The sequence below is a fragment of the Methanoplanus endosymbiosus genome (assembly GCF_024662215.1).
Classification (GTDB): Archaea; Halobacteriota; Methanomicrobia; order Methanomicrobiales; family Methanomicrobiaceae; genus Methanoplanus; species Methanoplanus endosymbiosus.
The window spans coordinates 42,037-65,862 of sequence record NZ_CP096115.1 but is presented as its reverse complement, the minus strand read 5'-3'; the positions used below and the strand labels follow the sequence as shown (position 1 = coordinate 65,862).

The 23,826-nt window shown below is 45.4% G+C and carries 12 protein-coding genes; 7 read left to right on the top strand and 5 right to left on the bottom strand.

Going from position 1 to position 23,826, the window contains the following annotated elements:
* Window positions 1–27: 27 nt before the first annotated feature.
* On the bottom strand, window positions 28–1,863 hold the full coding sequence (locus tag L6E24_RS00190; protein WP_257742729.1) for a dipeptidase: 1,836 nt from the start codon (window positions 1,861–1,863) through the stop codon (window positions 28–30).
* A 106-nt stretch (window positions 1,864–1,969) separates the two neighbouring features.
* On the bottom strand, window positions 1,970–3,820 hold the full coding sequence (locus L6E24_RS00185; protein ID WP_257742728.1) for a dipeptidase: 1,851 nt from the start codon (window positions 3,818–3,820) through the stop codon (window positions 1,970–1,972).
* Window positions 3,821–4,091: 271 nt separating this feature from the next.
* On the opposite strand from L6E24_RS00185, the gene L6E24_RS00180 reads away from it, so the two are divergent.
* From L6E24_RS00180 to trpA, 7 genes are read left to right on the top strand one after another with little or no spacing between them, the layout of a single operon-like run.
* Window positions 4,092–5,756 carry an anthranilate synthase component I family protein gene (locus L6E24_RS00180; RefSeq protein ID WP_257742727.1) on the top strand — a complete coding sequence of 555 codons (1,665 nt, stop codon included), beginning with the start codon at window positions 4,092–4,094 and terminating at the stop codon, window positions 5,754–5,756.
* Entirely contained in the window at window positions 5,753–6,328 is a 576-nt protein-coding gene (locus L6E24_RS00175) for an anthranilate synthase component II (RefSeq protein WP_257742726.1), read from the top strand. The genes L6E24_RS00180 and L6E24_RS00175 overlap by 4 nt, the downstream gene beginning before the upstream one ends.
* Window positions 6,325–7,350, top strand: a complete 1,026-nt coding sequence (gene trpD / locus L6E24_RS00170; RefSeq protein ID WP_257742725.1) for an anthranilate phosphoribosyltransferase — start codon at window positions 6,325–6,327, stop codon at window positions 7,348–7,350. Before L6E24_RS00175 ends, trpD begins: the two co-directional genes overlap by 4 nt.
* Window positions 7,347–8,126, top strand: a complete 780-nt coding sequence (locus L6E24_RS00165) for an indole-3-glycerol phosphate synthase TrpC (RefSeq protein ID WP_257742723.1) — start codon at window positions 7,347–7,349, stop codon at window positions 8,124–8,126. Before trpD ends, L6E24_RS00165 begins: the two co-directional genes overlap by 4 nt.
* Window positions 8,117–8,692: a phosphoribosylanthranilate isomerase gene (locus L6E24_RS00160; protein ID WP_257742722.1), complete on the top strand. Its 576-nt coding sequence runs from the start codon at window positions 8,117–8,119 to the stop codon at window positions 8,690–8,692. The genes L6E24_RS00165 and L6E24_RS00160 overlap by 10 nt, the downstream gene beginning before the upstream one ends.
* Window position 8,693: 1 nt before the next feature.
* Window positions 8,694–9,890 (top strand): tryptophan synthase subunit beta, encoded by a 1,197-nt coding sequence (gene trpB, locus L6E24_RS00155; protein ID WP_257742721.1) that lies wholly within the window; start codon window positions 8,694–8,696, stop codon window positions 9,888–9,890.
* A gap of 2 nt (window positions 9,891–9,892) precedes the next feature.
* Window positions 9,893–10,792 carry a tryptophan synthase subunit alpha gene (gene trpA / locus L6E24_RS00150; RefSeq protein ID WP_257742720.1) on the top strand — a complete coding sequence of 300 codons (900 nt, stop codon included), beginning with the start codon at window positions 9,893–9,895 and terminating at the stop codon, window positions 10,790–10,792.
* A gap of 117 nt (window positions 10,793–10,909) precedes the next feature.
* On the opposite strand, the gene L6E24_RS00145 is transcribed toward trpA, so the two are convergent.
* The 3 genes from L6E24_RS00145 to L6E24_RS00135 all read right to left on the bottom strand — a co-directional run bounded on the left by L6E24_RS00145 (window position 10,910) and on the right by L6E24_RS00135 (window position 23,704).
* A complete protein-coding gene (locus L6E24_RS00145; protein WP_257742719.1) occupies window positions 10,910–14,482 on the bottom strand; it encodes a PKD domain-containing protein in 3,573 nt (1,190 codons plus the stop codon).
* Between the two features lie 152 nt (window positions 14,483–14,634).
* The gene (locus L6E24_RS00140; RefSeq protein ID WP_257742718.1) at window positions 14,635–18,975 is read right to left on the bottom strand and encodes a lectin like domain-containing protein; all 4,341 of its coding nucleotides are present in this window, start codon (window positions 18,973–18,975) and stop codon (window positions 14,635–14,637) included.
* A gap of 145 nt (window positions 18,976–19,120) precedes the next feature.
* Window positions 19,121–23,704, bottom strand: coding sequence for a PKD domain-containing protein (locus tag L6E24_RS00135; RefSeq protein ID WP_257742717.1), 4,584 nt, complete (start codon window positions 23,702–23,704; stop codon window positions 19,121–19,123).
* Window positions 23,705–23,826: the final 122 nt, after the last annotated feature.

Sequence of the window (23,826 nt, the reverse complement as noted above, 5' to 3'; positions counted from 1 at the left end):
ATTTTTACTGTCAAAAAAACAGGAAGATTAAATTACCTCTTTAATCTCCTCAAATGAGGCATCCTTTGGCACAGAAACAATCTTTCCCGTGTAGTTGAGCCCCGGAGTTTCCCTCAGTTCATCAAGCTGATAGACCCTTGGCCCATACTGGTAATCTGTATCATCATACCACCAGTCAGGATAACCACTCTCAGTCACTTCTTCTGTTACCGGATCTGTCACAAGTCCGTTTGAATACTTCACAATCAAAGTGCCGGTGAGTGCCTTCCATTCATTAATGATCTCATCGCCTCTCTGAACTGTGAAATTGGTCATAACTGCTTTTGCACCATTATAATCTCCTTTGTTTAGGAATTCAGCAGCTTTTGCATCTGTCTGCCGGAGCATACTGTACGAACCTTCCTCAAGTGACCTCTGCTCATCCTGTATATCACCGATCATAGCATTGTATTTCAGCATTGCCCAGTTAGTGAGCAGATCAAAGGTCCAGTATGCCATATCATAATTATAATTCATACGACTGCCTTCTGAGTATGAAGGTGAAACATTGCCCGAATTTGCATATATCGGTGCATAAACAGTCTCAGAGGGGACAGCCGGACCAAACCAGAGAATTCCGGCAGTCTCATCCGGAAGGTTGGTTCTGATCTGGGCAATATAACTAAAAGAACAGAATATTGCAGATACAGGCCTTACATTTGCACCGGGGCGTATTTCCATTGATGTTTCATTCTGGAAAGCCCTATGGGAATCCACCGGGCCAACATACCGGTAGGGGTTGCCAAACGGCCCTGCGGCTTTCCCTTTGGTAAGGTCAAATTCCGTTCCTTCGTAGTGGTCTCTGAATATATTCAGGGCAGTTTCAAAGTCCACCTTTTCATCAGGCTTAAAGGAGAATGGATAAGCTTTCGTATATGAATTTTCAACATAGGGACTCAGGTTCAGTGATGGTGCAAGTTTATCTGTAAGCCGCCATACCCTCATAAGTGAATAATACGGATGGGCATATTCTCCGTAACTTACGGCTTTAAGCCAGTCAAAAGTGCCCTCTGAAGGATCCCACCACCCTGCCTCCTTTGTAGCATCAAAGAGGTTTTCTGAGTAATACATATCGGGCGTTCCCGATTTCACTTCACGGATCCTGAACTCATTTCCGGCTATGAAGATCTCTCCATCTGTAACTTTCTTTGCAACCCATAGTCCACCTGTATCCCCCACAGGATTTCCGCACATCTCAATGACCCAGACCTCCTTACTGTCGGCAAAGAGAAGAGTTTCTCCAGTGCCATAATAGCCATAACTGTCAATAAGATCACCAACAAGAAGCACTGCATCCCTTGCATTGGTGCAGCGCTCAAGTGCTACATTTGAGAGATCAGAGGAGTAAAATATTCTCTTATTGATCTCTGCATCGGGCTCATATTTTACATGGTCAGTGCACTCCGCACTCATGAGGTTCTTCTCATTAATCATACCATATGAACTGGTGTAATAGCCATAGGTATGCGGCACCTCATCGATGTATCCAAGCACTGTCATCTTTGTCAGATTGTCCTTTCTTCCTCCGTCAACAGCATCGGAACCACTGTTTGGTGCAAAGAATACCGGCCTTTCTGAACCGGATTTATGATCTGCCGGCGGAATGTAGGTTACCACTACATCATAAATATTCCTCCAGTCTTTTCCGATGCCATCATTAGTATGTCCGGCATACACCGAACCGTCCTCAGATGCACCCGGAGTTATACCAATGATAGTACACGCCGAAACAATTCCCGGAATAAATATTAGTATCAGCAATGACACCATAAGTGCAGCCGGAATTAATGCCTTCAGCTTCCCTGCACCTTTAAAATCCTGCATAAAAATGAATTTTGTTTCCTGGGGTATAAATTATACTGTCAATCTCCGGTTAAAACGGAGATCAGGATCTCCTAAGCAGACAGGATGATTTTCAATCCTGACACCATTACTGAATTACTTCTTTAATCTCCTCAAATGAGGCATCCTTTGACACAGAAACAATCTTTCCTGTATAGTTTAACCCCGGAGTATTTCTTAACTCATCAAGCTGATAGACCCTTGGACCATACTGGTAATCTGTATCATCATACCACCAGTCAGGATAACCACCCTCAGTAACTTCCTCAGTAACCGGATCTGTCACAAGTCCGTTTGAATACTTAACAATAAGAGTTGCGGTGAGTGCCTTCCAGTCATTAATTATCTCATCACCCCTTCCAAGCGTGAAATTTGTCATGAGAGCCTTTGCACCGGCCTCATCTCCGGCAGAGAGGCATTCACCTGCTTTTTTGTCAGTATCCATCAGCAGATCATATGACTCTGTTTCAAGCTTCTTCTGTTCAGTCTGAATGTCATCAATCATAGCATCATACTTCAGCATTGCCCAGTTTGTGAGCAGATCAAAGGTCCAGTATGCCGTGTTATAATTGTACTTCAGGCGGCTTCCCTTTGAATAGCGATCTGAAACAGATTCAGAGTTTGCATAAAACGGAGCATATACCGTCTCATACGCAACTGCCGGACCGAACCAGAGCACTCCGGCGGTCTCATCCGGAAGCCCGGACCGTACCTGTGCGACATAGCTGTATGCACAGAATATTGCCGATATCGGTCTTACGTTTGCACCGGCACGGACATCCAGATATGATTCATTCTGGAAGTTGGTGTGTGCATCCATCGGTCCGAGATAACGGTAGGGGTTCTCAAACGGCCCTGATGCTTTTCCATCCCTTAGATCGAACTCTGTTCCCTCATAGTGGTCCCGAAACATATTAAGTGCAGTCTCAAAGTCAACCTTTTCATCGGGCTTCACCGAGAACGGATACGCCTTCGTATATGAATTCTCCACATAAGGACTGAGGTTCAGTGACGGTGCAAGTTTGTCCTCAAGCCTCCATACTCTCATTAAAGAGTAGTAAGGGTGTGCATATTCACCATAGCTCACAGTAGAGAGCCAGTCAAGAGTACCGTCTGCGGGTGACCACCAGCCGGCTTTTTCTGCAGCCTTAAAGAGATTTTCAGAGTAGTACATATCAGAAGTGCCTGTTTCCACCTCACGGATCCGGAACTCATTTCCTGCAACAAAGATTTCACCATTTGGAACCTTCTTTGCAACCCACAGTCCGCCTGTTTCATCTACCGGATTTCCGCACATCTCAATTACCCATACCTCCTCACTATCAGCAAAGATGAGAGTCTCACCCGTTCCATAGTAGCCGTAATTGTCAATCAGCTCACCAACAAGCAGAACAGCGTCCCTTGCATTTGTGCATCGTTCAAGTGCTACATTTGAAAGTCCTGACGAATAAAAAATTCTCTTCCCTTCCTCTGCATTCGGTTCAAACTTTGCATAGTCGGTGCATTCAGCGCTCATGAGATTCTTCTCATTGATCATTCCATAGGAACTGGTGTAATAGCCATAGGTATGCGGCACCTGATCAATATAGCCAATAACGGTCATCTTATCCGGACTTTCCTTTCCTCCGGCAGCATCGGAACCGCTGTTTGGATCGAAGAATACCGGCCTTTTATCGCCGGGTTTATGATCAGCCGGGGGGATGTAGGTTAAGGTTACATCATCAATATTTCTCCAGTCTTTCCCGACACCATCGTTGGTATGTCCGGCGTACACCGAGCCGTCCTCAGATGCACCGGGCGTTATACCAAAGATGGTGCATGCCGAGACAGTGCCCGGAATGAACAATAACAGAAGCAGTGATGCCAGAATCACTGCCGGAATTTTTGAATTCAGCCTCTCTGCAAGGCCTGCATCAGTCCACGATTTAAAATCCTGCATAACATAAATTTTCCACAATATTATAAATAACCTCTTAATATGAGTGATGGTGGCTGAATCTTTGGTAAATATATACACAGCGCCCGGAGCAGCCATCATTTCTATAGCATCAGCAGTATTCACATTACACAACAGCACCTACGGCGTTCACATATTCAGAGTAATCACATTACAGGTTATTCCCGCCATCAACAAAACATATAAATATGTACAACGGCGAACATAATTGTACAGAGATGACATCAATTAAACGTGAGGTGATGCCGGTGGAATGGTTACTGCCAGCATAACTAAAAATAAAGATAAACACGGAAAAGAGATTAAAAAACCTCAGATAATTCCGGTCAGCCTGAAATTGACAGGGAAAAAAGCCAACTGTTATTCCCCTGAAGAGATATTCAGGACATTTAAGGATTCAGCTCCGTTTATGCTCGAATCTGCCTGTGGAGAGGAGAAAAAAGCGAAGTACTCACTGATAGGATTAAATCCGGTATTAAGAGTAAAAGCAGAAAACTGCAACAGAATGGTAATTTCCGGAGATAAAAAATATACAGATGCACTTATGCCGCTTTTTTCAGGCAGAATTATATCCAAAAGTTCTGACAGCACAGAGGCAGACGAAGGCAGAGATAACAGATGCAGTATTCCGGATAATTTTGAGATAATAACTGTCCCAGAGCCGGAACCCGTAGCCGGAATCCATCAGATAATGGATTTCTTTGATTACCGGGGCGAAGAGATACCCGGATACCAGGGTGGCCTTACAGGATATTTCTCATATGATCTCGTATATTCACTATTTGAGACAGTAAGCACTGATAAAACCGACCTGAATTCACCGCTTGCTGATTTCATAATGACATCAGAGTACATTCTCTTTGATCACCCGGCAGAAGACCTGTATATCTTCAGTCTTTCACTTGCAGCAGAGAATACTGATGCAGAAACAGCAACCAAAGAGGCAGGCTTAAGAGTTCAGGAAATTTATAACCGGATTTACAGTCATGCAGATAACGAAGTCATAAAACCTGGTGATATAACTGACAGGAAGAGCAGCGATAAGAAAAGAGATCCTGATAAAGAGATAATTCCGGATGTTAATTACTCCGAGAACATACCAAAGGAAGAATTTGAAGATCTTGTCAGAAAGACAAAAGAGTACATCTTTGCAGGTGATATCTTTCAGGGAGTTATATCCAAGAAGAACAGCTGCCGGTACGAAGGCGACCCGTTCTCAATATACTCGGCACTGAGGAGAATAAACCCCGGCCCTTATATGTATTACATAGATTATGGTGACCGGCAGGTAATCGGTTCAAGTCCTGAGATGCTTGTAAAGGTTGAGGATAACCGGGTTACAACCGTTCCTATTGCAGGTACCGGAATAAGGGGAAAAAACCCAAAAGAGGATAAAATCCTTGAAAATGAACTCCTGTCCGATGAAAAAGAGCGTGCAGAACATCTGATGCTTGTCGATCTTGCGAGAAATGATATAGGCAGAATCAGCAGGTACGGCTCAGTCAGTGTCGATGATTTCATGAAGATTGAGAAATTCTCCCATGTCCAGCATATCGTATCAACAGTATCCGGAGAACTAAAGAACGGCCTTAACGCCGCAGATGCATTTAAATCTGTCTTCCCCGCCGGAACTCTGACAGGTGCACCAAAAGTCCGTGCCATGCAGATAATAGATGAACTTGAATCTGAGAGAAGAGGTCTTTACGGCGGTGCTGTCGGCCATATCGGATTTAACGGCAGAACTGACTTTGCTATTGCTATCCGGACGCTCCTTCTTGAAGAGGGCAGTCTGACATTTCAGGCAGGAGCAGGAATTGTTGCAGACTCTGACCCTAAAGCGGAATATATGGAGGCTGAAAAGAAAGCCCTTGCGGTTGCAAAGGCAATAACCCTTGCAGATGAGGTGAAATCAGCATGAAAGTCCTGGTAATCGACTGCTATGACAGTTTCACATACAATCTCTGCCAGCAGATAGGAAAATCCGGATGCGAAATTACGGTTGTGAAAAACGATGAGCCTGAGGACACCATATTAAATGATAATTATGACAGAATTGTCCTCTCACCGGGACCCGGAACCCCGGAGAAATCCGGACTCTGCCTAAAAGCACTGAATAATATCTCAAAGACAGTTCCGACACTCGGCATATGCCTCGGACATCAGGCAATATGTACCATATTCGGGGGCAGGGTTTTAAGAACAACCCCATATCACGGCAAAGTATCCGGAATTAACCATGACGGGGAGAGCATATTTGAAGGAATGAAAAACGGCTTTTCAGCAACGAGATACCACTCACTTGCTGCTGAGAAGACTTCACTTCCCGACTGCCTCAGAGTCACCGCTCTCTCAGCTGATGACAGGTGCATAATGGGAGTCCGCCACCGGAATTATCCCATAGAAGGGGTGCAGTTTCACCCTGAGAGTATACTTACAGAGGACGGCGACCGCCTTATAGAGAACTTCCTCAGATATGGGGTGAGGCAATGATAACCGAATCACTCTTTAAAGCCGTAAACAGAGAGACACTTACAGTAACTGAGGCAGAATCCGCCATGGATGCAATCATCTCCGGAAGAACAACCGATGCCCAGATTGGTGCATTTATAGCCGCAATGATGACAAAAGGAACAACTTCCGGCGAGATTGCAGCCTTTGCATCTGCTATGATGAGGGCTTCAGTACAGGTAAGGCCGGAAGTTTCCGGTATGCTCGTTGACACATGCGGAACAGGCGGGGACGGATTAAATACCTTCAATATCAGCACAGCCTCGGCAATAGTCACTGCCGGTGCAGGAATTCCGGTTGTAAAACACGGCAACAGGAGTGTGAGCAGCAGATGCGGTTCAGCAGACGTTCTCGAAGAACTTGGGGTTAATATTGATGCTGCCCCGGATGCGGTGAAATTATCCATTGAAGAGAACGGGATAGGCTTTCTCTATGCAAAGAATCACCACCCCGCGATGAGATATGCAGGAAGAGCCAGGGAAGAGATTGGCATCCGGAGTTTCTTCAATATATTAGGCCCGGTTTCAAACCCTGCATCGGCAGATGCACGCCTTTTAGGTATATACGATCCGGAGCTTACAGAGACAATTGCAGATGTGCTCCGGATTATGGGTGTCAGGAATGCAATGGTTGTGCATGGCTGCGGGCTTGACGAAATAACAACAACAGGAGAGACAAAGATTTCGATGTTTAGGGGTAGAGGAGAGACTGAAACATTTTACCTGACCCCTGAGGAGTTCGGAATCCAAAGAGCAGAACTATCCGATATTTCAGGCGGGGATGCGGGCCGCAATGCAGAAATTATCAGGGATATCCTGAATGGAAGGAGGAGTGCCTGCCGGGATATTGTACTGATGAATTCGGCTGCTGCGATATATATAAGCGGGAATGCCGGAAGCATCCATGACGGAATAGGGATGGCGGAGATGAGTATCGACTCCGGAAATGCGGCTGAAAAGCTGAGCAGACTCATAAAAGCCACAGGCGGAGAGGAATTATTATGAATACAGATATAAACGGATTTTTAAGTGAGATCGTCCGTCTTAAAGAGGCAGAGGCAGCCGGAATAGATATGCCGTACGAATTCATGATGCCGGATTATAAAGTAAAGAGCCTCTCAGGTGCAGTACTAAATCAGAATAGAAATGCAGTGATAGCCGAGATAAAATTCCGGTCACCATCAGGAGGAGAAATTGCACCCTCCTCAGATCAAAAGGATATTGCAGACGAATACATCAGGGGCGGATGTACTGCAATTTCGGTTCTTACAGATGAGAAATTTTTCGGAGGAAAGAAGGAGTACCTGACAGAAATTTCCAGGATTTCCACAGTGCCTCTGCTCAGAAAAGATTTCATTGTAGATGAAAAACAGCTGTATGAGACAAAGATTATCGGAGCGGATGCAGTGCTTCTCATAGCTAAAATTCTGGGCGGGAAGCTTCCGGAATTTAAGGAGACTGCATCAGCCCTCTCACTTGAGAGCCTTATAGAAGTCAGAACAGAAGAAGAGGCAGATCTTGCCATCTCCTGCGGTGCAGAAATTATCGGCATCAACAACCGTGATCTAACAGACATGAAAATTAACCTCAATAAGACTGCTGAACTCTCGGCATATATCAGAGATGAATACGAAGAAGCCGTTATAATTTCAGAGAGCGGGTATAACTTTCCCAAAGATCTTGCAGCAATGAAGGGATACTGTAACGGGTTCCTGATAGGAAGCTCACTTATGAAAGCCAAAAACAGGAGAGAAGCGGTGGAGGGTTTTGTATGCGTATAAAAATATGCGGAATTACAACAGTCAGAGATGCCGTCATCGCAGAATCACTTGGTGCCGATGCTATAGGTGTCGTAGTCTGTTCAGAGTCACAGAGAAATGTCACCCTGAAACGTGCAAGGGAGATTTTTTCCGCCCTTAAACCCACAACAGAAAAAATTCTTGTGACAAACACAAAGTCCTATCCCGAACTTGAGCTGATGATGGCACAAAGACCGGACGCTGTGCAGATTACCCATCCGTTTGAATTCAGAAAGAGACCTCCGGTCAGAATAATCCGGGCAGTAAAACCCGGAATGAAAGAACTATCAGGTGACTGTGATGCCTTCATCATTGACGGAAGTATGGGAAAGGGCATGGTTTTTGACCGGAATTTTGCATCCGGATTTATAAACCGGACAGAGAAGCCTGTATTTCTTGCAGGGGGACTCTCTCCGGAGAATGTCGGTGAGGCTGTCAGGATGATGAATCCCTATGGTGTTGATGTCTCATCAGGGGTTGAAAAAAGTCCGGGGATAAAGGACAGAAAAAAGATGAGTGAATTTATCAGAATATGCAGGGAGGCATAATATGGCAAAAGCAGGATATTACGGAAGTTATGGCGGCAGGTTTGTCCCGGAGACCCTGATGGAGGCACTCTATGAACTTGAAAAGTCATACCAGGCAATATGCGGTGAGGAGAGCTTCAGGCGGGAGCTTGACTTTTACCTGAAAGAGTATGCCGGAAGAGAGACACCTCTTACATTCTGCCGGAATATGTCAGAGGACCTTGGGTGCAGAATCTACCTTAAGAGAGAGGACCTGATGCACGGCGGTGCCCATAAGCTGAACAACACCCTAGGGCAGGCCATCCTTGCAAAGCATATGGGCAAAAAACGCCTCATTGCAGAGACTGGTGCCGGACAGCACGGGGTTGCAACCGCGATTGCAGGTGCTGTGACAGGCCTTCCTGTCGAGGTGTATATGGGCAGCACAGACTGCGAAAGGCAGAAGCTCAATGTATTCAGGATGGAGCTTATGGGAGCGAAGGTTCATCCGGTAGAGAGCGGCACGGCTACGCTTAAGGATGCAACAAACGAAGCACTGAGAGAGTACGCCGCAAGTTCGGCAGATACCCATTACCTGATAGGATCGGTTGTCGGTCCTCACCCATTCCCGGAGATTGTCAGGGACTTTCAGTCTGTAATAGGGACGGAGACAAAGGAGCAGATCCTGAAAGCGGAGGGCAGACTGCCCGATGAGGCGATCGCCTGCGTAGGCGGCGGTTCAAATGCAATAGGCCTATTTCATCCGTTTTTAAAGAACGATGTCAGGCTTACAGGCGTTGAGGCCGGCGGCCGGGGCGATGCTCCGGGTGACAACGGTGCATCTGTAAGGTTTGGCAGACCCGGAGTTCTGCACGGTGCACTCTCGTATCTGATTCAGGACGAATGCGGACAGATTGGAACAACCCACAGCATATCCGCCGGCCTTGACTATCCCGGTGTCGGACCTGAGCATTCAATGCTCAACGATTCGGGGAGGGTGTCATACGGCATTGCGTACGATGACGAGGTCATTAACGCTTTCAGGTACCTCTCGGTTAAAGAGGGAATAATTCCTGCCCTTGAATCTGCCCATGCCATCGCATATGCGATAAATAATGCAGACCGTTTTGACAGGGACGATATTGTGGTTATCTGCCTCTCCGGAAGGGGGGACAAAGATGTTGCAACTGTCAGCAGTATCATGGCAGATGAGAAAACTGAAGCCTTAAAGGAGAGATGAAAATGAGAGATACAGATATAAATCCATTCAATAAGGCATTTGAAAAACCGGCTTTCGTTTCATATATAGTTGCAGGAGATCCTTCTCCCGCTGAGAGCATTGAAACAGCAAAAGCACTCATTGACGGTGGTGCGGACGTTATAGAACTTGGATTTCCGTTCTCAGACCCTGTCGGTGACGGCCCGGTAATTCAGAGGGCAGATACAAGGGCACTTGATGCCGGGTTTAAAACCGGAGATATATTCAGGGTTGCAGAAGGAATCAGGGAGTATTCAGATGTTCCGGTTGTCATAATGACATACCTGAATCCTGTCGTGACAACGGGAACTGATCTCTTCTATAAGACTGCAAAGGAGTCAGGTGTGAACGGCATTTTAATAGTGGATATGCCTGTAGAAGAGTCGGATATTATCACAGATGCTGCAAAAAGATATGATCTTGCCCAGATATTTCTTATATCCACAAATACCTCTGAAGAGAGAATTGCAGGAATACTCCAGGCATCTGCGGAGATTAATATCAGTTCCGGAAATTCAGGCAGCACAATAACCAGAGGTTTTGTGTACCTGGTCTCATCTCCGGGTGTTACAGGCGCAAGAGATTCACTGTCGCACGATGTATTCTCCCTCATATCAAAGGTAAGGCAGATATCAGATGAACTCGGAATTTCCATGCCGCTGGCTGTCGGTTTCGGGATAGCCCGCCGGAGTCAGGCAGAGGATATAATCAATGCCGGTGCTGACGGTTTCATCGTCGGAAGTGCGATCGTTAAGATCATTGAGAAATATTCAGATGATATAAACCTTCAGAGGGCAATGATCAGAAAATTTGCAGAGGAGATTACAGAGTTCAGATCATTGCCCGAATCTCCGGCATCAGATGCGGCGGATGACTCCGGCTGAGTAGGGAAATATATATTTGATATAAATCCAGCTCTTTTTTGAGGATAACTGAATTCAAGGAAATTTATGCCGGGATATTTCTCCCGGAATAAACTCAGCCATTGCCATTCATATCTCTCAGAGTTCACTTATATTCCCGACAAAATACCAGGCAATTTTTGCAGCGTCTCCGGTATCGACCTCACCGTTGCCGTTGAAGTCAGCCGCCATATCAACCGGAGTTAAGCCCACAACCATATAGGCAACCCTTGATACATCACCGATATCAACAATGCCGTTGCCGTTGAAGTCGCCTTTTAGAAAGACCGTGATATAATCCGCCTTTGTTATAGAGTCAACGGCATCGCCCTTAGATACCGCAAGAGTGACCGAATATTTTCCGGATGATGTGTAGTTGTGCACCGGATTTACCTCAGATGATGTTTCTCCGTCACCAAAGTCCCAGAACCATGTATCCGGACTGCCCTCAGAGATATCTGTAAAGTTAACCTGCCGGATGGCAGCTCCGGATAGTGGAGATGCGGAGAAGTCTGCCACCGGAAGTGTGCCATTTGGCTTTATGGATGTCCCTTCCAGCACTGAAATAAGGTTGTCCTGCCTGACAACAGACCAGTCACATGAAGTATTGGTCTCAACTGAGAACTCATATTCATCAGCTAAAAGCATGCCTGCCGGAACTTCGGCTTTATAAGTCTCACCGAGACTGGCCGATTCATGATTAATGCCTTCCCAGACATAGACAAGCGGCTTATGAATTACAGTTGAGCCGTTTGGCGTAATAAGTGTGTCAAACCTGAAATAATACTCAGTTCCGGCTGTAAGGGCACCCTTATCAAGTTTTAAATGATAATCCCCACCGGATGGAAGCGGTTCTGCGAGCGGTGCATCTGTCACAACCGATGTGTTGATAATTCCGGTTGTCATATTCAGATCCTTTGCAGATGCAAATCCGACAAATATGGATTCAAAGTCGAGATCATTGAATGTCACTGTAAGATTTGTCCTCTGCACACCGGGTGCCCTGAAGATTGTGGCATTACAGACTCTTGTAAATTCATGGTTATAGAATTTATCCTCAGAAAAATTTGTGCCTGCCCTTGTATCAAACCCTGAACCGCCCGGAATAACATATTCAGACGGGAAATTCCACTCAACATATGTTAAATTCCGGGTCGCATAAGCAGAATAATCAATCCATGAGAGATTCTCTGCCTGTGCAATATAAGTCAGGTCACCAAGCGTGGAGTTCATATCCATACTTGCCGCATGCAGAAGATAGGTCAGTTCAGATGTGTAATTTCCGGCTGAGAACGTATTATCATCAATCAGTGCAACAAAGTTCCGGTTAAAGTCAAACTCTGCCTTTGGTGCAGGTGCTGTTACATTAATCAGGCTTAATTTTGTAATTGTGTCAGTTCCCGCAGCGTTTGTCACTGCGAGGCTGACGTTGTAGCTTCCGGCTGCCTCATAAACATAGGTTGGATTCTCATCTGCCGATGTCCCACCATCACCAAAACTCCAGCTCCATGCGGTTGGATCTCCGGTTGAGGCATCTGTAAACTGCACGGCAAGCGGAATGGCACCATCTGTAATATTAGCCGAGAAACCGGCAACGGGTACCGGAGTCACATTTCCAGGTCTGAAGACCTGCACACGTTCATTGTCAGTATCAATGACATAGACATTACCGGCACCATCAACAGCGATGCCACAGGGATCATCAAACTCACCATCATCGGTGCCATATGTGCCCCATTTCGTCACGAGGATACCGTCACCGGTTAACTTCTGGATACGGTGATTCCCTGAATCAGCCACATAGACATTGCCCAAACCGTCCACAGTAATGCCATGAGGATAATTAAACTCCCAGTAGCTGGTGACCTTCGGGTCCCACTTTGTCACGAAAGTGCCATTGCCTGTGAACTTCTGGATGCGGTGATTGTAAGTGTCGGCAACATAAACACTGCCCAAACCGTCAACTGCTATGCCGGACGGATAATTAAACTCACTGTTGCCGGTGCCCTTTGATCCCCATTTCATCAGGAAGGTACCGCCACTGGTAAATTTCTGGATGCAGTTATTATAGGTATCGGCAACATAGACATTTCCTGCATTATCCACCGTGATACCTTCCGGCTTGTTAAACTCACCATCACCGGTACCTTTAATACCCCACTTAGCCGCAAAAGTCCCGCCACTGGTAAACTTCTGGATGCGGTACTGGCCCCTGTCTGCTACATAGGCATTGCCCAAACTGTCCACCGCGATGCCATGGGGGGCATAAAAATCACCGTCGCCCATGCCGTTGGTACCCCATGCAGTCACAAAAGTTCCGTCACTGGTAAACTTCTGGATACGATGATTACCTGTATCAGAGACATAGACCATTCCCGCTCCGTCAACTGCGATACCAAACGGATAATAAAACTCACCATCCCCTGATCCGGGAGAACCCCACTTTGTCATAAATTCATATTCATTGGATGATGTGGTCACTTCAATATAATCCATCTTTTCCGTAGTATCTGAGCCTCCGGAATTCATGGCTGTGAGGTTTACTGTATAGTTGCCGGCTGTATGATAGGTGTGCACCGGATTCTGCACTGTTGAGGTGTTTCCGTTACCGAAGTTCCACAACCACGAGGTAGGAATGCCAGTAGAGGTGTCATTAAACTGAACTTCAAGCGGGGCGGCACCGGTTTTGGTGTTTGCTGTGAAATTGGCAACAAGTGCCGGTGTCACAACTTCGGGCCTGAAGACCTGCACACGAGAATTGTCGCTATCGGCAACATAAACATTGCCAAAATCGTCAACATCTATGCCAAACGGAAATTTGAACTCACCATCACCATTACCGAAACTGCCCCACTTTGTCAAAAAGCTGCCTTCACTGGTGAACTTCTGGATGCGACAATTATTGCCGTCGGCAACATAGACATTGCCCGTACTATCAACCGCAATGCCACGTGGAAAAGAAAATTCACCATCACCGGTACCGAAACTGCCCCACTCTTTCACAAGAGTGCCATTAGTAGTAAATTTTTGGATGCGATCATTGCGAGTGTCGGTGATATAGAGACTGCCGGCACTGTCAAATGCAATGTCATTGGGAAATGTGCTATTTGTGCCCCACTTCATCTCAAAGGTACCATCACTGGTAAATTTCTGGACGCAGGAACTGCTCCAGTCTATCACATAGACATTACCCAAACCGTCAATAGCTATACCTGATGGGCATTTAAACTCACCATCACCAAAACCATATTTGCCCCACTTAGTCACAAAGCTACCTTCACTGGTGAACTTCTGGATGCGGCTATTGTCACTATCGGCTACAAAGACATTACCAACATCGTCCACTGCTATGCCTAGCAGACTCCGGAAATTCCCGTCTTCAGTGCCATTAGTGCCCCACTTCATCTCAAAGGTACCACCACCGGTAAATTTCTGGACGCGGTTATTGCCCCAGTCTGTAACATAGATTTTGCCCGCATTGTCCACTGCAACGCCACGTGGAAAAGAGAATTCACCATCATCGCTGCCCTTAACACCCCATTTTGTCACAAATTCATACCCAAAGGACGATTCAGTCACACCAATAAAATTAACATCTTCACCGGAAACCGCCGGAACGGATAAGCACGTCAGAAGAATAAATATAAATAGAAACAGAGTAACTTTTTTCATAAATCAGATCTCCCAGAAAACAAATATAGTTCTGTTTAATTCATGGTTTTAATAGATAACGATCTGCAGATTCCAGGATATGTAGAATGACCCGGAAATTTGGCTATCTTAAACACAACGCAAAAAATTAATTTAAATTTCTGCCTTACAGATCACAGTTCCCCGATCTTTCCGACAAAATACCAGGCAATTTTTGCAGCGTCTCCGGTATCGACCTCACCGTTGCCGTTAAAGTCAGCCGCCATATCAACCGGAGTTAAGCCCACAACCATATAGGCAACCCTTGAGACATCACCGATATCAACAATGCCGTTTCCGTTGAAATCGCCTTTAATAAAGACTGTTATGTAATCAGTCTTTGTTATGGAATCAGTTGCACCGTCCTTTGATACCGCAAGGGTGACCGAATATGTTCCGGACGATGTATAGTTGTGCACCGGATTTACCTCAGATGATGTTTCTCCGTCACCAAAGTCCCAGAACCATGTATCCGGACTGCCCTCAGAAATATCTGTAAAGTTGACCTGCCGGATGGCAGCACCGGATAGTGGAGTTGCAGAGAATTCTGCCACAGGAAGTGTGCCATTTGGCTTTAACGAAGAACCTTCAAGCACCGAAATGAGATTGTTCTGCCGGGTTACAGACCAGTCACATGAAGTATTAGTCTCAACCGAGAACTCATATTCGTCAGCTAAAAGCAGCCCTTCCGGAACTTCGGCTTTATAGGTTGCACCGAGACTGGCCGATTCATGATTAATGCCTTCCCAGACATAGACAAGCGGCTTATGAATTACAGTTGAGCCGTTTGGCGTAATAAGTGTGTCAAACCTGAAATAATACTCAGTTCCGGCTGTAAGGGCACCCTTATCAAGTTTTAAATGATAATCCCCACCGGATGGAAGCGGTTCTGCGAGCGGTGCATCTGTCACAACCGAACTGTTGATAATTCCGGTTGTCATATTCAGATCCTTTGCAGATGCAAATCCGACAAATATGGATTCAAAGTCGAGATCATTGAATGTCACTGTAAGATTTGTCCTCTGCACACCGGGTGTCCTGAAGATTGTGGCATTACAGACTCTTGTAAATTCATGGTTATAGAATTTATCCTCATCAAATGTCGTGCCTGCCCCTGTATCAAACCCTGAACCGCCCGGAATAACATATTCAGACGGGAAATTCCACTGAACATATGTTAAATTCCGGGTCGCATAAGCAGAATAATCAATCCATGAGAGATTCTCTGCATGTGCAATATAAGTCAGGTCACCAAGCGTGGAGTTCATATCCTTATTGGCGGCATGCAGACGGTACACCAGATCAGAGGGATAATCTCCGGCTGTGAAGGTATTCTTATCCGTTGATGCAACAAAATTCCGGTTAAAGTCAAACTCTGCTGACGGTGCAGCAGTAACTCCGAGTTTTACAACCCATACATCCCACATGCCATGACTGCCCGAAACATCACCACCATCTGAAGATGCCCCACCGCTCACTATATAACCAGAATCATCAGTTTCAGCTATGCTGTGTCCTTTTTCATAACCAGGTCCTCCAAGGCATTTTTCCCATAGCAAAAGACCCGCAGAATCCACCTTTATTACCCACACATCACTATTGCCATGGTTTCCGGAGACATCATCATCATCCGAATATGTTGTTCCGGTTATAACATATCCTCCATCATCTGTTAAACCAATACTTTCACCGGAATCATCACCACTTCCGCCAAAGCATCTCTGCCAGATAATATCTCCTGATGAATTCATCTTCACAACCCAGAGATCTTCTCCTCCGTGATTACCTGAGACATCACAGTCATCTGACTCCGTTGTTCCGGTTACGATATATCCACCGTCAGATGTCTCCAGTACACACTCTCCACAGTCATCTGCCGTTCCCCCAAGGCATTTCTGCCATTGCAGACTTCCGGACGGGCCAAGTTTCACAATCCATACATCACCATTTCCATGGTTTCCGGAGACATCATCGTCATTGGAACCAGTCTGCCCGGCGATGATATATCCACCATCAGATGTCTGATTTATACTGTAGCCATAATCATAATTGGTTCCGCCAAGGCAGTTCTGCCAGTCAATATTTCCGGAAGAGTCAACTTTTACGGCCCAGATGTCCTGCGCCCCGTGCCTTCCGGAGACATCACCGTCATTTGACTGGGTATATCCGGCAGCCGCGTAGCCACCGTCCGATGTCAGAGCAATGGCATAACCACAATCAACACTGGTTCCGCCCAGGCACTTCTGTCCGGTTATATTTCCGGAAGAATCTGTCTTTGCAACCCAGAAATCATAACTGCCATTATTGCCGGATACATCGTCATCATCTGAATACGTCTCCCCTATAAGATAGTAATCTCCGGCAGAACTCTCAGCAATTTGCTGTGCTTTATCATAACTGCTTCCGCCAAGGCATTTCTGCCATGACAGTTCACCTTCCGGACTTACTTTTACAGCCCAGTAGTCATCTTCTCCGTGATTTCCTGAGACATCACCATTATCTGAACGGGTATAACCTGTTGCAGCATAACTGCCATCAGATGTCTGTATTACTGAAAAACTGTCATCAGCAGCACTTCCACCAAGACAGTTCTGCCATTCAATACCCGGCGAATCTCCTGGAGAATAGGCAGCAATATAATTTGTCTTTATCAGAGAATCACTGCCGCCTTCGTTTTTAACCGTAAGTGTAACATTGTAGCTTCCGGCTGTGTCATAGACATATGCGGGATTCTGCTCAGTGGATAAATTTCCGTCACCAAATGACCATGACCACTCTGTCGGTGAATTTTCTGAAGTGTCATTGAACTGAACTGTAAGCGGTGCCTTTCCGGAGAGTGGTGCGGCTGTGAAATTCGCTACCGGAGCAGGGCCTACATGGCCAAATGTTGTATAGGCTTTAATACAGATACTCGGGCGGTTATATTCTGTCAGATCATAGGCATCTGCCCAGTCTCCGTTGCCGGCAAGGTAAAAACCATCTCCCGGTGCTGAGGTTGCATTGGGCGTATAACTATCAATTTTCCTCTCAATTGGTACTGTCAGAAGACTGGACGGGTTAGTTACCGTAAAGATGACTGAGAAAGTATCGCCGATTGAGATATCTACCGGAGTTTTAAAGTCAACTGTATGATAACCAGGCAGATCAAAAGTGCCGTTTACAACAGAAACCACTCCGGCTGTGCTGTTCTCAGGACCGTCATCAGGATTAAAATGCATTTCAGCCTCAAACTCAGCACCTGTCTGATATGTGTAAACTCCGGCTGCCCTTATTGTTTCATTGCCCCAGGCAGGGAATACATTTGCAAAGGAACCCGTTGTCTGATCGTCAATGCTCATAAAGTCAGTTGCACCAAAGGCATCATAATAATAGACCGAATCATAATTACTCAGGTTTTCGGCAGTGAAAAATGCCATATCATCGTTGATATATTCATCATAATATGATATGTAGAAATATCCTTCATTGCCCCAGCCTGTCCCCCAGCTGTTCTTAACAAGATAAGCTCCGTCTCCTGGTGGCACTACATTGAAATTATCCTTAGAGTATTCATCATCCCACCCGGCAATGGTGATTGCATGCCCACCATTAATATTCATCCCATAACTGGAATTGAAATAATAGCTTGGGTACTCACTCTCCATATTAAAACCCGGTGACCAGTTTACCTGAAATGCTGCCGCCAGAGCGCCGCAATCCATGATTACTGATTTTGCAAGCGAGTTGTCATCCGGAGACTGCTGTGGCAGGAAATATACATCCTGCACATGCTTCTGAATTTCCGGTGCAGGGGGGCTGCCATTGCATGAGAATGGATCATATGGATCAGCAGTTTCACTTACCGGCCCTGAATACCAGGTTACATCATCCGGCAAAGCCCATCTTGTAAGATATGCTGTTGACATTTCATAATTCCCGCCATCACAGCATCCTTTGTCAAAGCCATGCTTATTCTTCATATTGTTTTCGGAGAAATCAAAATCCATCTTTTCCTCTCCAAGCAGAAGTGATTCAAGGGAACCATATGTTGCAAATGTCCAGCATGAACCGCATTTACTCTGATTCTTCACACTTGTCATCCGGCCGTGATCCCTTAAATCATAGCTTTCAGGGAGTGGTTCATCAGCCATTATGGATACTCCGTCACCAAGTGTCAGAACTGAGATATCAGCCGGTGTCCTGTCGGCAATCTCATATGGTGCAGGAACATATCCAAGAGGATAATTAACAACAGGATCTGCTTCATCCTCCCCGGAATTCAAATCCGATGAAATTTTCTGCCCGCAACTGCACGGGTCACATGAGTCACAGGTATCCGCCACCTCATCCTGAACCAGCGGAGTTAAGTTACCGCCACAGATCTCCACATCTGTACCTGTATCATTTCCCAAATCCTCTGCACCTGCAACTGCCGGCACAGCCAGAACTAAGATTAAAAGAAATGACAGAATAATCGTTTTTACATTCGCAGACATAATTCATACCAACCAAAAAAGTGAATTATACTGTAATACCACCAATCACATTTAATAGTATCTCTGACATGAGGGATTATGACAGGCAGAATATAAAAAAGAGTAGTGGGGATTATTTTCAGAAATCCGGATATAATTCAGGATTCTAAAGATCACTGGTTATTCCTATAAAAAACCATGCAATCTTTGCAGCGTCACCGACATCAACCTCACCATTGCCGTTGAAGTCAGCCCTCATATCAACATCGGTCTTTCCGGCAACCATATAGGCGACCTTTGATACATCTCCGATATCAACAGCTCCGTTTCCATTGAAATCCCCTTTAACTCCGGAAATCTCAACAAAACCATCTCTGCATGCAAGGTCAAGACGGTCAAAGGTCGTATCGCTCCAGTATGTATCAGTACCGGAGATATACGATTTATCGCCATTGCTGCCGGCCGCAGTTACAGATATGTCAAAGAGAGCCGCAGGATCAATTGCAGACATCCCGTCCGTATTTGTAAGGCTGATTAATGTCGAATTACCAGTAATATTTACATTGACTACCGAACCGGAGAACACCGTGGAATTTGCCGTAACCGATGTCACCCTTATCACAGACGAGTCCCATGTAAATGTCCCGGAAATTCCGGTACCGTTGGTCATATTTGTAACCATAACCGGGATTACAGTCGAATTGCCCCAGCCGAGGGTGATCTCCGGAATTATCAGTTCAGGCATCTCCCCAGGTGCATATACGGAGATATAGCCGTTCTTTGTCTCAGTATCATTTCCGGCGGCATTTGTGACAGTCAGGCTGACACTGTATGTCCCGGCAGAGTCATATATATGCGCCGGGTTTTTGTCAGCTGACGTATCTCCGTCACCAAAGCTCCATGACCAGCCGGACGGACTTCCGGTGGAGGCATCTGTAAACTGCACAGCAAGAGGCATTTTTCCGGATGTGACATTGGCAGTGAAATCAGCAACAGGGGCAGGGAGTGCAACTGCCTGTGATGTTCCGGTGAGCACAGAGAGATAATTGTCCTGTGTTTTTGCTGTCCAGTTGCAGGTTGTATTGGTTGTAACCGAAAATGCATGTGCATCATACGCCAGCATGCCGGGCGGAACATTCAGGGTTTTCGTACCATATACGAGATCAGTCTCATGTTCAATACCCTCCCAGACATAAGCCAGAGGTTTATGAACTACCGCAGGGACTGAAGCATTAGGAATTACCGTTACATCATATGAGAAGTAATAGTCGTAACCTGTAACAAGGGCATTTTTATCAAGCCTCAGATGTTCATTGCCGGCAAAATCAGGTTCAGGGTCAAGCGGTGCATCTGTGGTAACAGAACCATTAATAATCATCCCTGTGACATTGAGGTCCTTTGCAGGCCAGAGTCCTATAAATACCGACTCAAAATCCTTATCCCCGAAGTTAACAGTCAGATTAACGTGCTGCACGCCCGGAGATGTAAATACCGTATCATTGCATGTACGGACTATTGTGCTGTTGTAAAAGACATACTCAGTCGTTGTCGTATATATCCTTGTATCAAGTCCTTCACCCGGATTAATTGCCATATATTCAGGGAAGTTCCACTCTGCATAGCTTGAATTCCATGACGCAAAGGCTTTGTAATCAACGCCGGTTATGTTGTCCACCGCTCCGGCGACTGAGACATTTCCGAGAGTGTAGTTCTCGTCATAATTCTGGATATGCGGCCTGTATGTAACAGGTGCTGCATAAGTGCCTGTGGAGAAACTGTCATTGTACTCGAGTACGACATTATTCCTGTTTAAGTCAAGTTCAGCAGATGCACAGTCAGATACGACATCTGTGACATTGATATAACCGTACTTAATCTCAGAGTCAGTTCCTCCTGCGTTTGATACCGTAAGTGTGACGTTATAAACACCTGCATCAGGATAGGTATAAGCCGGATTCTCAGCCGCTGAGGTATTGCCGTCACCAAACTCCCATGACCATGATGTAGGTGTATTTGTGGAGTTATCATTAAACTGAACACTCAGAGGTGCTGTTCCGGATGTGACATTTGCAGTGAAATCTGCCACCGGAGCAGAAACTGAGACAGCCTGTGATTCTCCGGACAGCACAGATAGATAGTTGTCCTGTGTTTCCACGACCCAGTCACATGATGTATTGGTGGTGAGCGAAAAAGCATGTGCATCGTATTTCAGCATGTCAGCCGGAAGATCAATTGTCACATTTACACCTGGCAAATACCTCTTCTCATGCTCAATGCCTTCCCATACATAGGTCATAGGTTTATGAATAACCGCTGAGGCATTCGGGATTATTGCAATATCATATGAGAAGTAGTAATCATAACCTGTAACAATGCCGTTTTTGTCAAGTCCCAGATGATTATACGAAATTATCGGTGCAACCGGTGCATTTGTAGCAAAGGAATTGTTGACAATAACTCCCGTGGCATTGAGGTCCTTTGCAGGCCATAGTCCGATACATACCGATTCAAAATCAGTATCACCAAAGTTTACAGTCAGATTGACATGCTGAACTCCCGGAGATGTAAATACTGTCTCATTGAATGTGCGGGTCAGCGTATGGTTATAAAATATATCCTCCGATGTTGAGGTATATATTCTCGTATCAAGACCACTTACCGGGCCGATAGCAAATTCCGGAGGGAAATTCCACTCCACATGGGTTGAGTTCCATGCTGCAAAGGCATCATAGCTAACACCCGTGATATTGTCAACAAACGCTGTCTCAGAGATATTTCCGAGTAATAATATCTCATCGTAGTTCATGATATGAGGGCGGTATGTTACAGGTGCAGGATATGTTCCGGGTGTGAAACTGTCGTTGTATAACTGTGCCACATTATTCCTGTTAAAGTCAAGTTCTGCATCAGGAATCCTTTCTGTAACATTAATATAGTAATACCTTGTCAGGGAATCAGAGCCGTATGCATTTGATACCGCAAGTGTAACATTGTAAAGTCCTGCATCCGGATATGTGTAAACCGGATTCTGGGTTGTTGAGGTATTTCCGTCACCAAAGTCCCAGTTCCATGATGTTGGCGTGCCCGTGGAGTTGTCCATGAACTGAACTTCAAGCGGAACCTGTCCGTTTGGAGGAACTGCCGTGAAGTTTGCCACCGGCATCAGGGCAGAACTGTCATCTGTATATGCCTTTATGCAGAAGTTTGCTGATGAATCCCAGTCATATAAGTCCAGCCAGGATACACCATTATAATAATAGCTCTGTCCACTGGCAGATGTAGCCTGTGTGAGGTAATTTGTGACATTTTTTTCAAAACATGCCGGATACTTATATTCCGGATTTGTAATTTCAATTACAACCGAAAACTTATCACCAGTCTGTATGTCAACTGGTGATGTAAGCTCAACTGTATGATAACCTGCAAGTGCAGCTGTGCCGGTTTTTGTGGATAATGATCCCACGGTTGTATTTACAGGGCCTGAGTCCGGATTCTTATAGACATTTATTGTGTACTCTGCACCGGCTTCATTTGTATAGAAGCCAACAGCTTCTATTGTTTCATCTCCGCCTGCCGTGTAGACGTTTGAAAATTTAAATGTGGTGCTTCCTCCGAAATTGCTGATATAGCCAAACGGAGAGTGATCATATAATTTGTCGTAATTATCTGTCTCCTCAGCGGTGAATAACACCATTCCACCTCTTATTCTCTGATCATAATAAGAGATCATGAAATATCCACCATCACTGCCCCATGATGTACCCCAGGAATTCTTGGCAATATATGCACCATCACCCGGCGGCTGTACATTAAAGTTGGTTTTGCTGTATGAATCATCCCAGCCGACAAGGGTAATTGCATGGCCACCACCACTTAACATTCCTTCTGAAGAATTGAAGTAAAATGATGGTGCAGAAGTCTCCATATTAAGGGCAATTGATTTATTCCAGTAAATGTGCCCATGGATTGCCCCATAATTTTTAATCATGGTTTTTGCATAGGAGTTGTCATCTGCGGGCTGATCATACAGGTAAAAGACATCCTGCGCATGCTTCTGAACTGCCGGAGAATCAGGACTTACACAGTTATATTCATCATCACTGTACGGGTCATCAGCTTCACTTACAGGTCCGGTGTACCATGAGACGCCATCAGGAACCTCCCATCTGGTCAGGTATGCAGTTGACTTGTAAACATTTCCACCGGCACAGCATAAAGCCGCAAAACCATTCTTATTTTTCATATTGTTCTCTGAAAAATTATAAGTCTCTGATTCACTCACCAGAAAATATGACTCAAGAGAACCGTATGTGGCAAAAGCCCAGCAGCTTCCGCAGTCACCCTGATTTTTAACACTGGTAACTTTCCCGTAGTCCCTTAGATCATATGATGACGGAAGTGTTTCATCAGCTGCGACTATTCCGTCTTCACCAGAAATTACTATATTGTCCGGTTTTTTACTGCTCATCACAGCGGGGGAGGGAATTTCACCAAGATAATATCCACCCGCCGGGGCAGACTCATCGGCAGATAAGCATGAATCACAATCACATGAAGCATAATCTTCACTATTAAGCTGCTCTTCCTGCCATTTCAGAAATTCAGGGTTTAATGGTGCGGTTCCAGCCTGCATACTTTCCGGAATGCCGGTTTCATAAACACTGTCTTCACTGTATGCTGCCGCAAAAGGCGAAAAAAAGCATAATACGAAGAGAGACAATAGAGCAATCGTTTTAAATCTAACATTCATAAGTCAAACCAACCAGAATTAATAATCCATTGTGCAAAATCAATAGAATTGTGCTAAATTGGTATGATTCCCATAAATAGATATTTATTGCGGCATTTTGGAAAATTAAACCGGAATTCTGC

Coding starts and splice junctions, on each gene's coding strand:
- L6E24_RS00180 (WP_257742727.1), top strand. CDS start 4,092: ATGGTTACTGCCAGCATAACTAAAAATAAAGATAAACACGGAAAAGAG.
- L6E24_RS00160 (WP_257742722.1), top strand. CDS start 8,117: ATGCGTATAAAAATATGCGGAATTACAACAGTCAGAGATGCCGTCATC.
- L6E24_RS00140 (WP_257742718.1), bottom strand. CDS start 18,975: ATGTCTGCGAATGTAAAAACGATTATTCTGTCATTTCTTTTAATCTTA.
- L6E24_RS00190 (WP_257742729.1), bottom strand. CDS start 1,863: ATGCAGGATTTTAAAGGTGCAGGGAAGCTGAAGGCATTAATTCCGGCT.
- L6E24_RS00165 (WP_257742723.1), top strand. CDS start 7,347: ATGAATACAGATATAAACGGATTTTTAAGTGAGATCGTCCGTCTTAAA.
- L6E24_RS00185 (WP_257742728.1), bottom strand. CDS start 3,820: ATGCAGGATTTTAAATCGTGGACTGATGCAGGCCTTGCAGAGAGGCTG.
- L6E24_RS00145 (WP_257742719.1), bottom strand. CDS start 14,482: ATGAAAAAAGTTACTCTGTTTCTATTTATATTTATTCTTCTGACGTGC.
- trpA (WP_257742720.1), top strand. CDS start 9,893: ATGAGAGATACAGATATAAATCCATTCAATAAGGCATTTGAAAAACCG.
- L6E24_RS00135 (WP_257742717.1), bottom strand. CDS start 23,704: ATGAATGTTAGATTTAAAACGATTGCTCTATTGTCTCTCTTCGTATTA.
- trpD (WP_257742725.1), top strand. CDS start 6,325: ATGATAACCGAATCACTCTTTAAAGCCGTAAACAGAGAGACACTTACA.
- L6E24_RS00175 (WP_257742726.1), top strand. CDS start 5,753: ATGAAAGTCCTGGTAATCGACTGCTATGACAGTTTCACATACAATCTC.
- trpB (WP_257742721.1), top strand. CDS start 8,694: ATGGCAAAAGCAGGATATTACGGAAGTTATGGCGGCAGGTTTGTCCCG.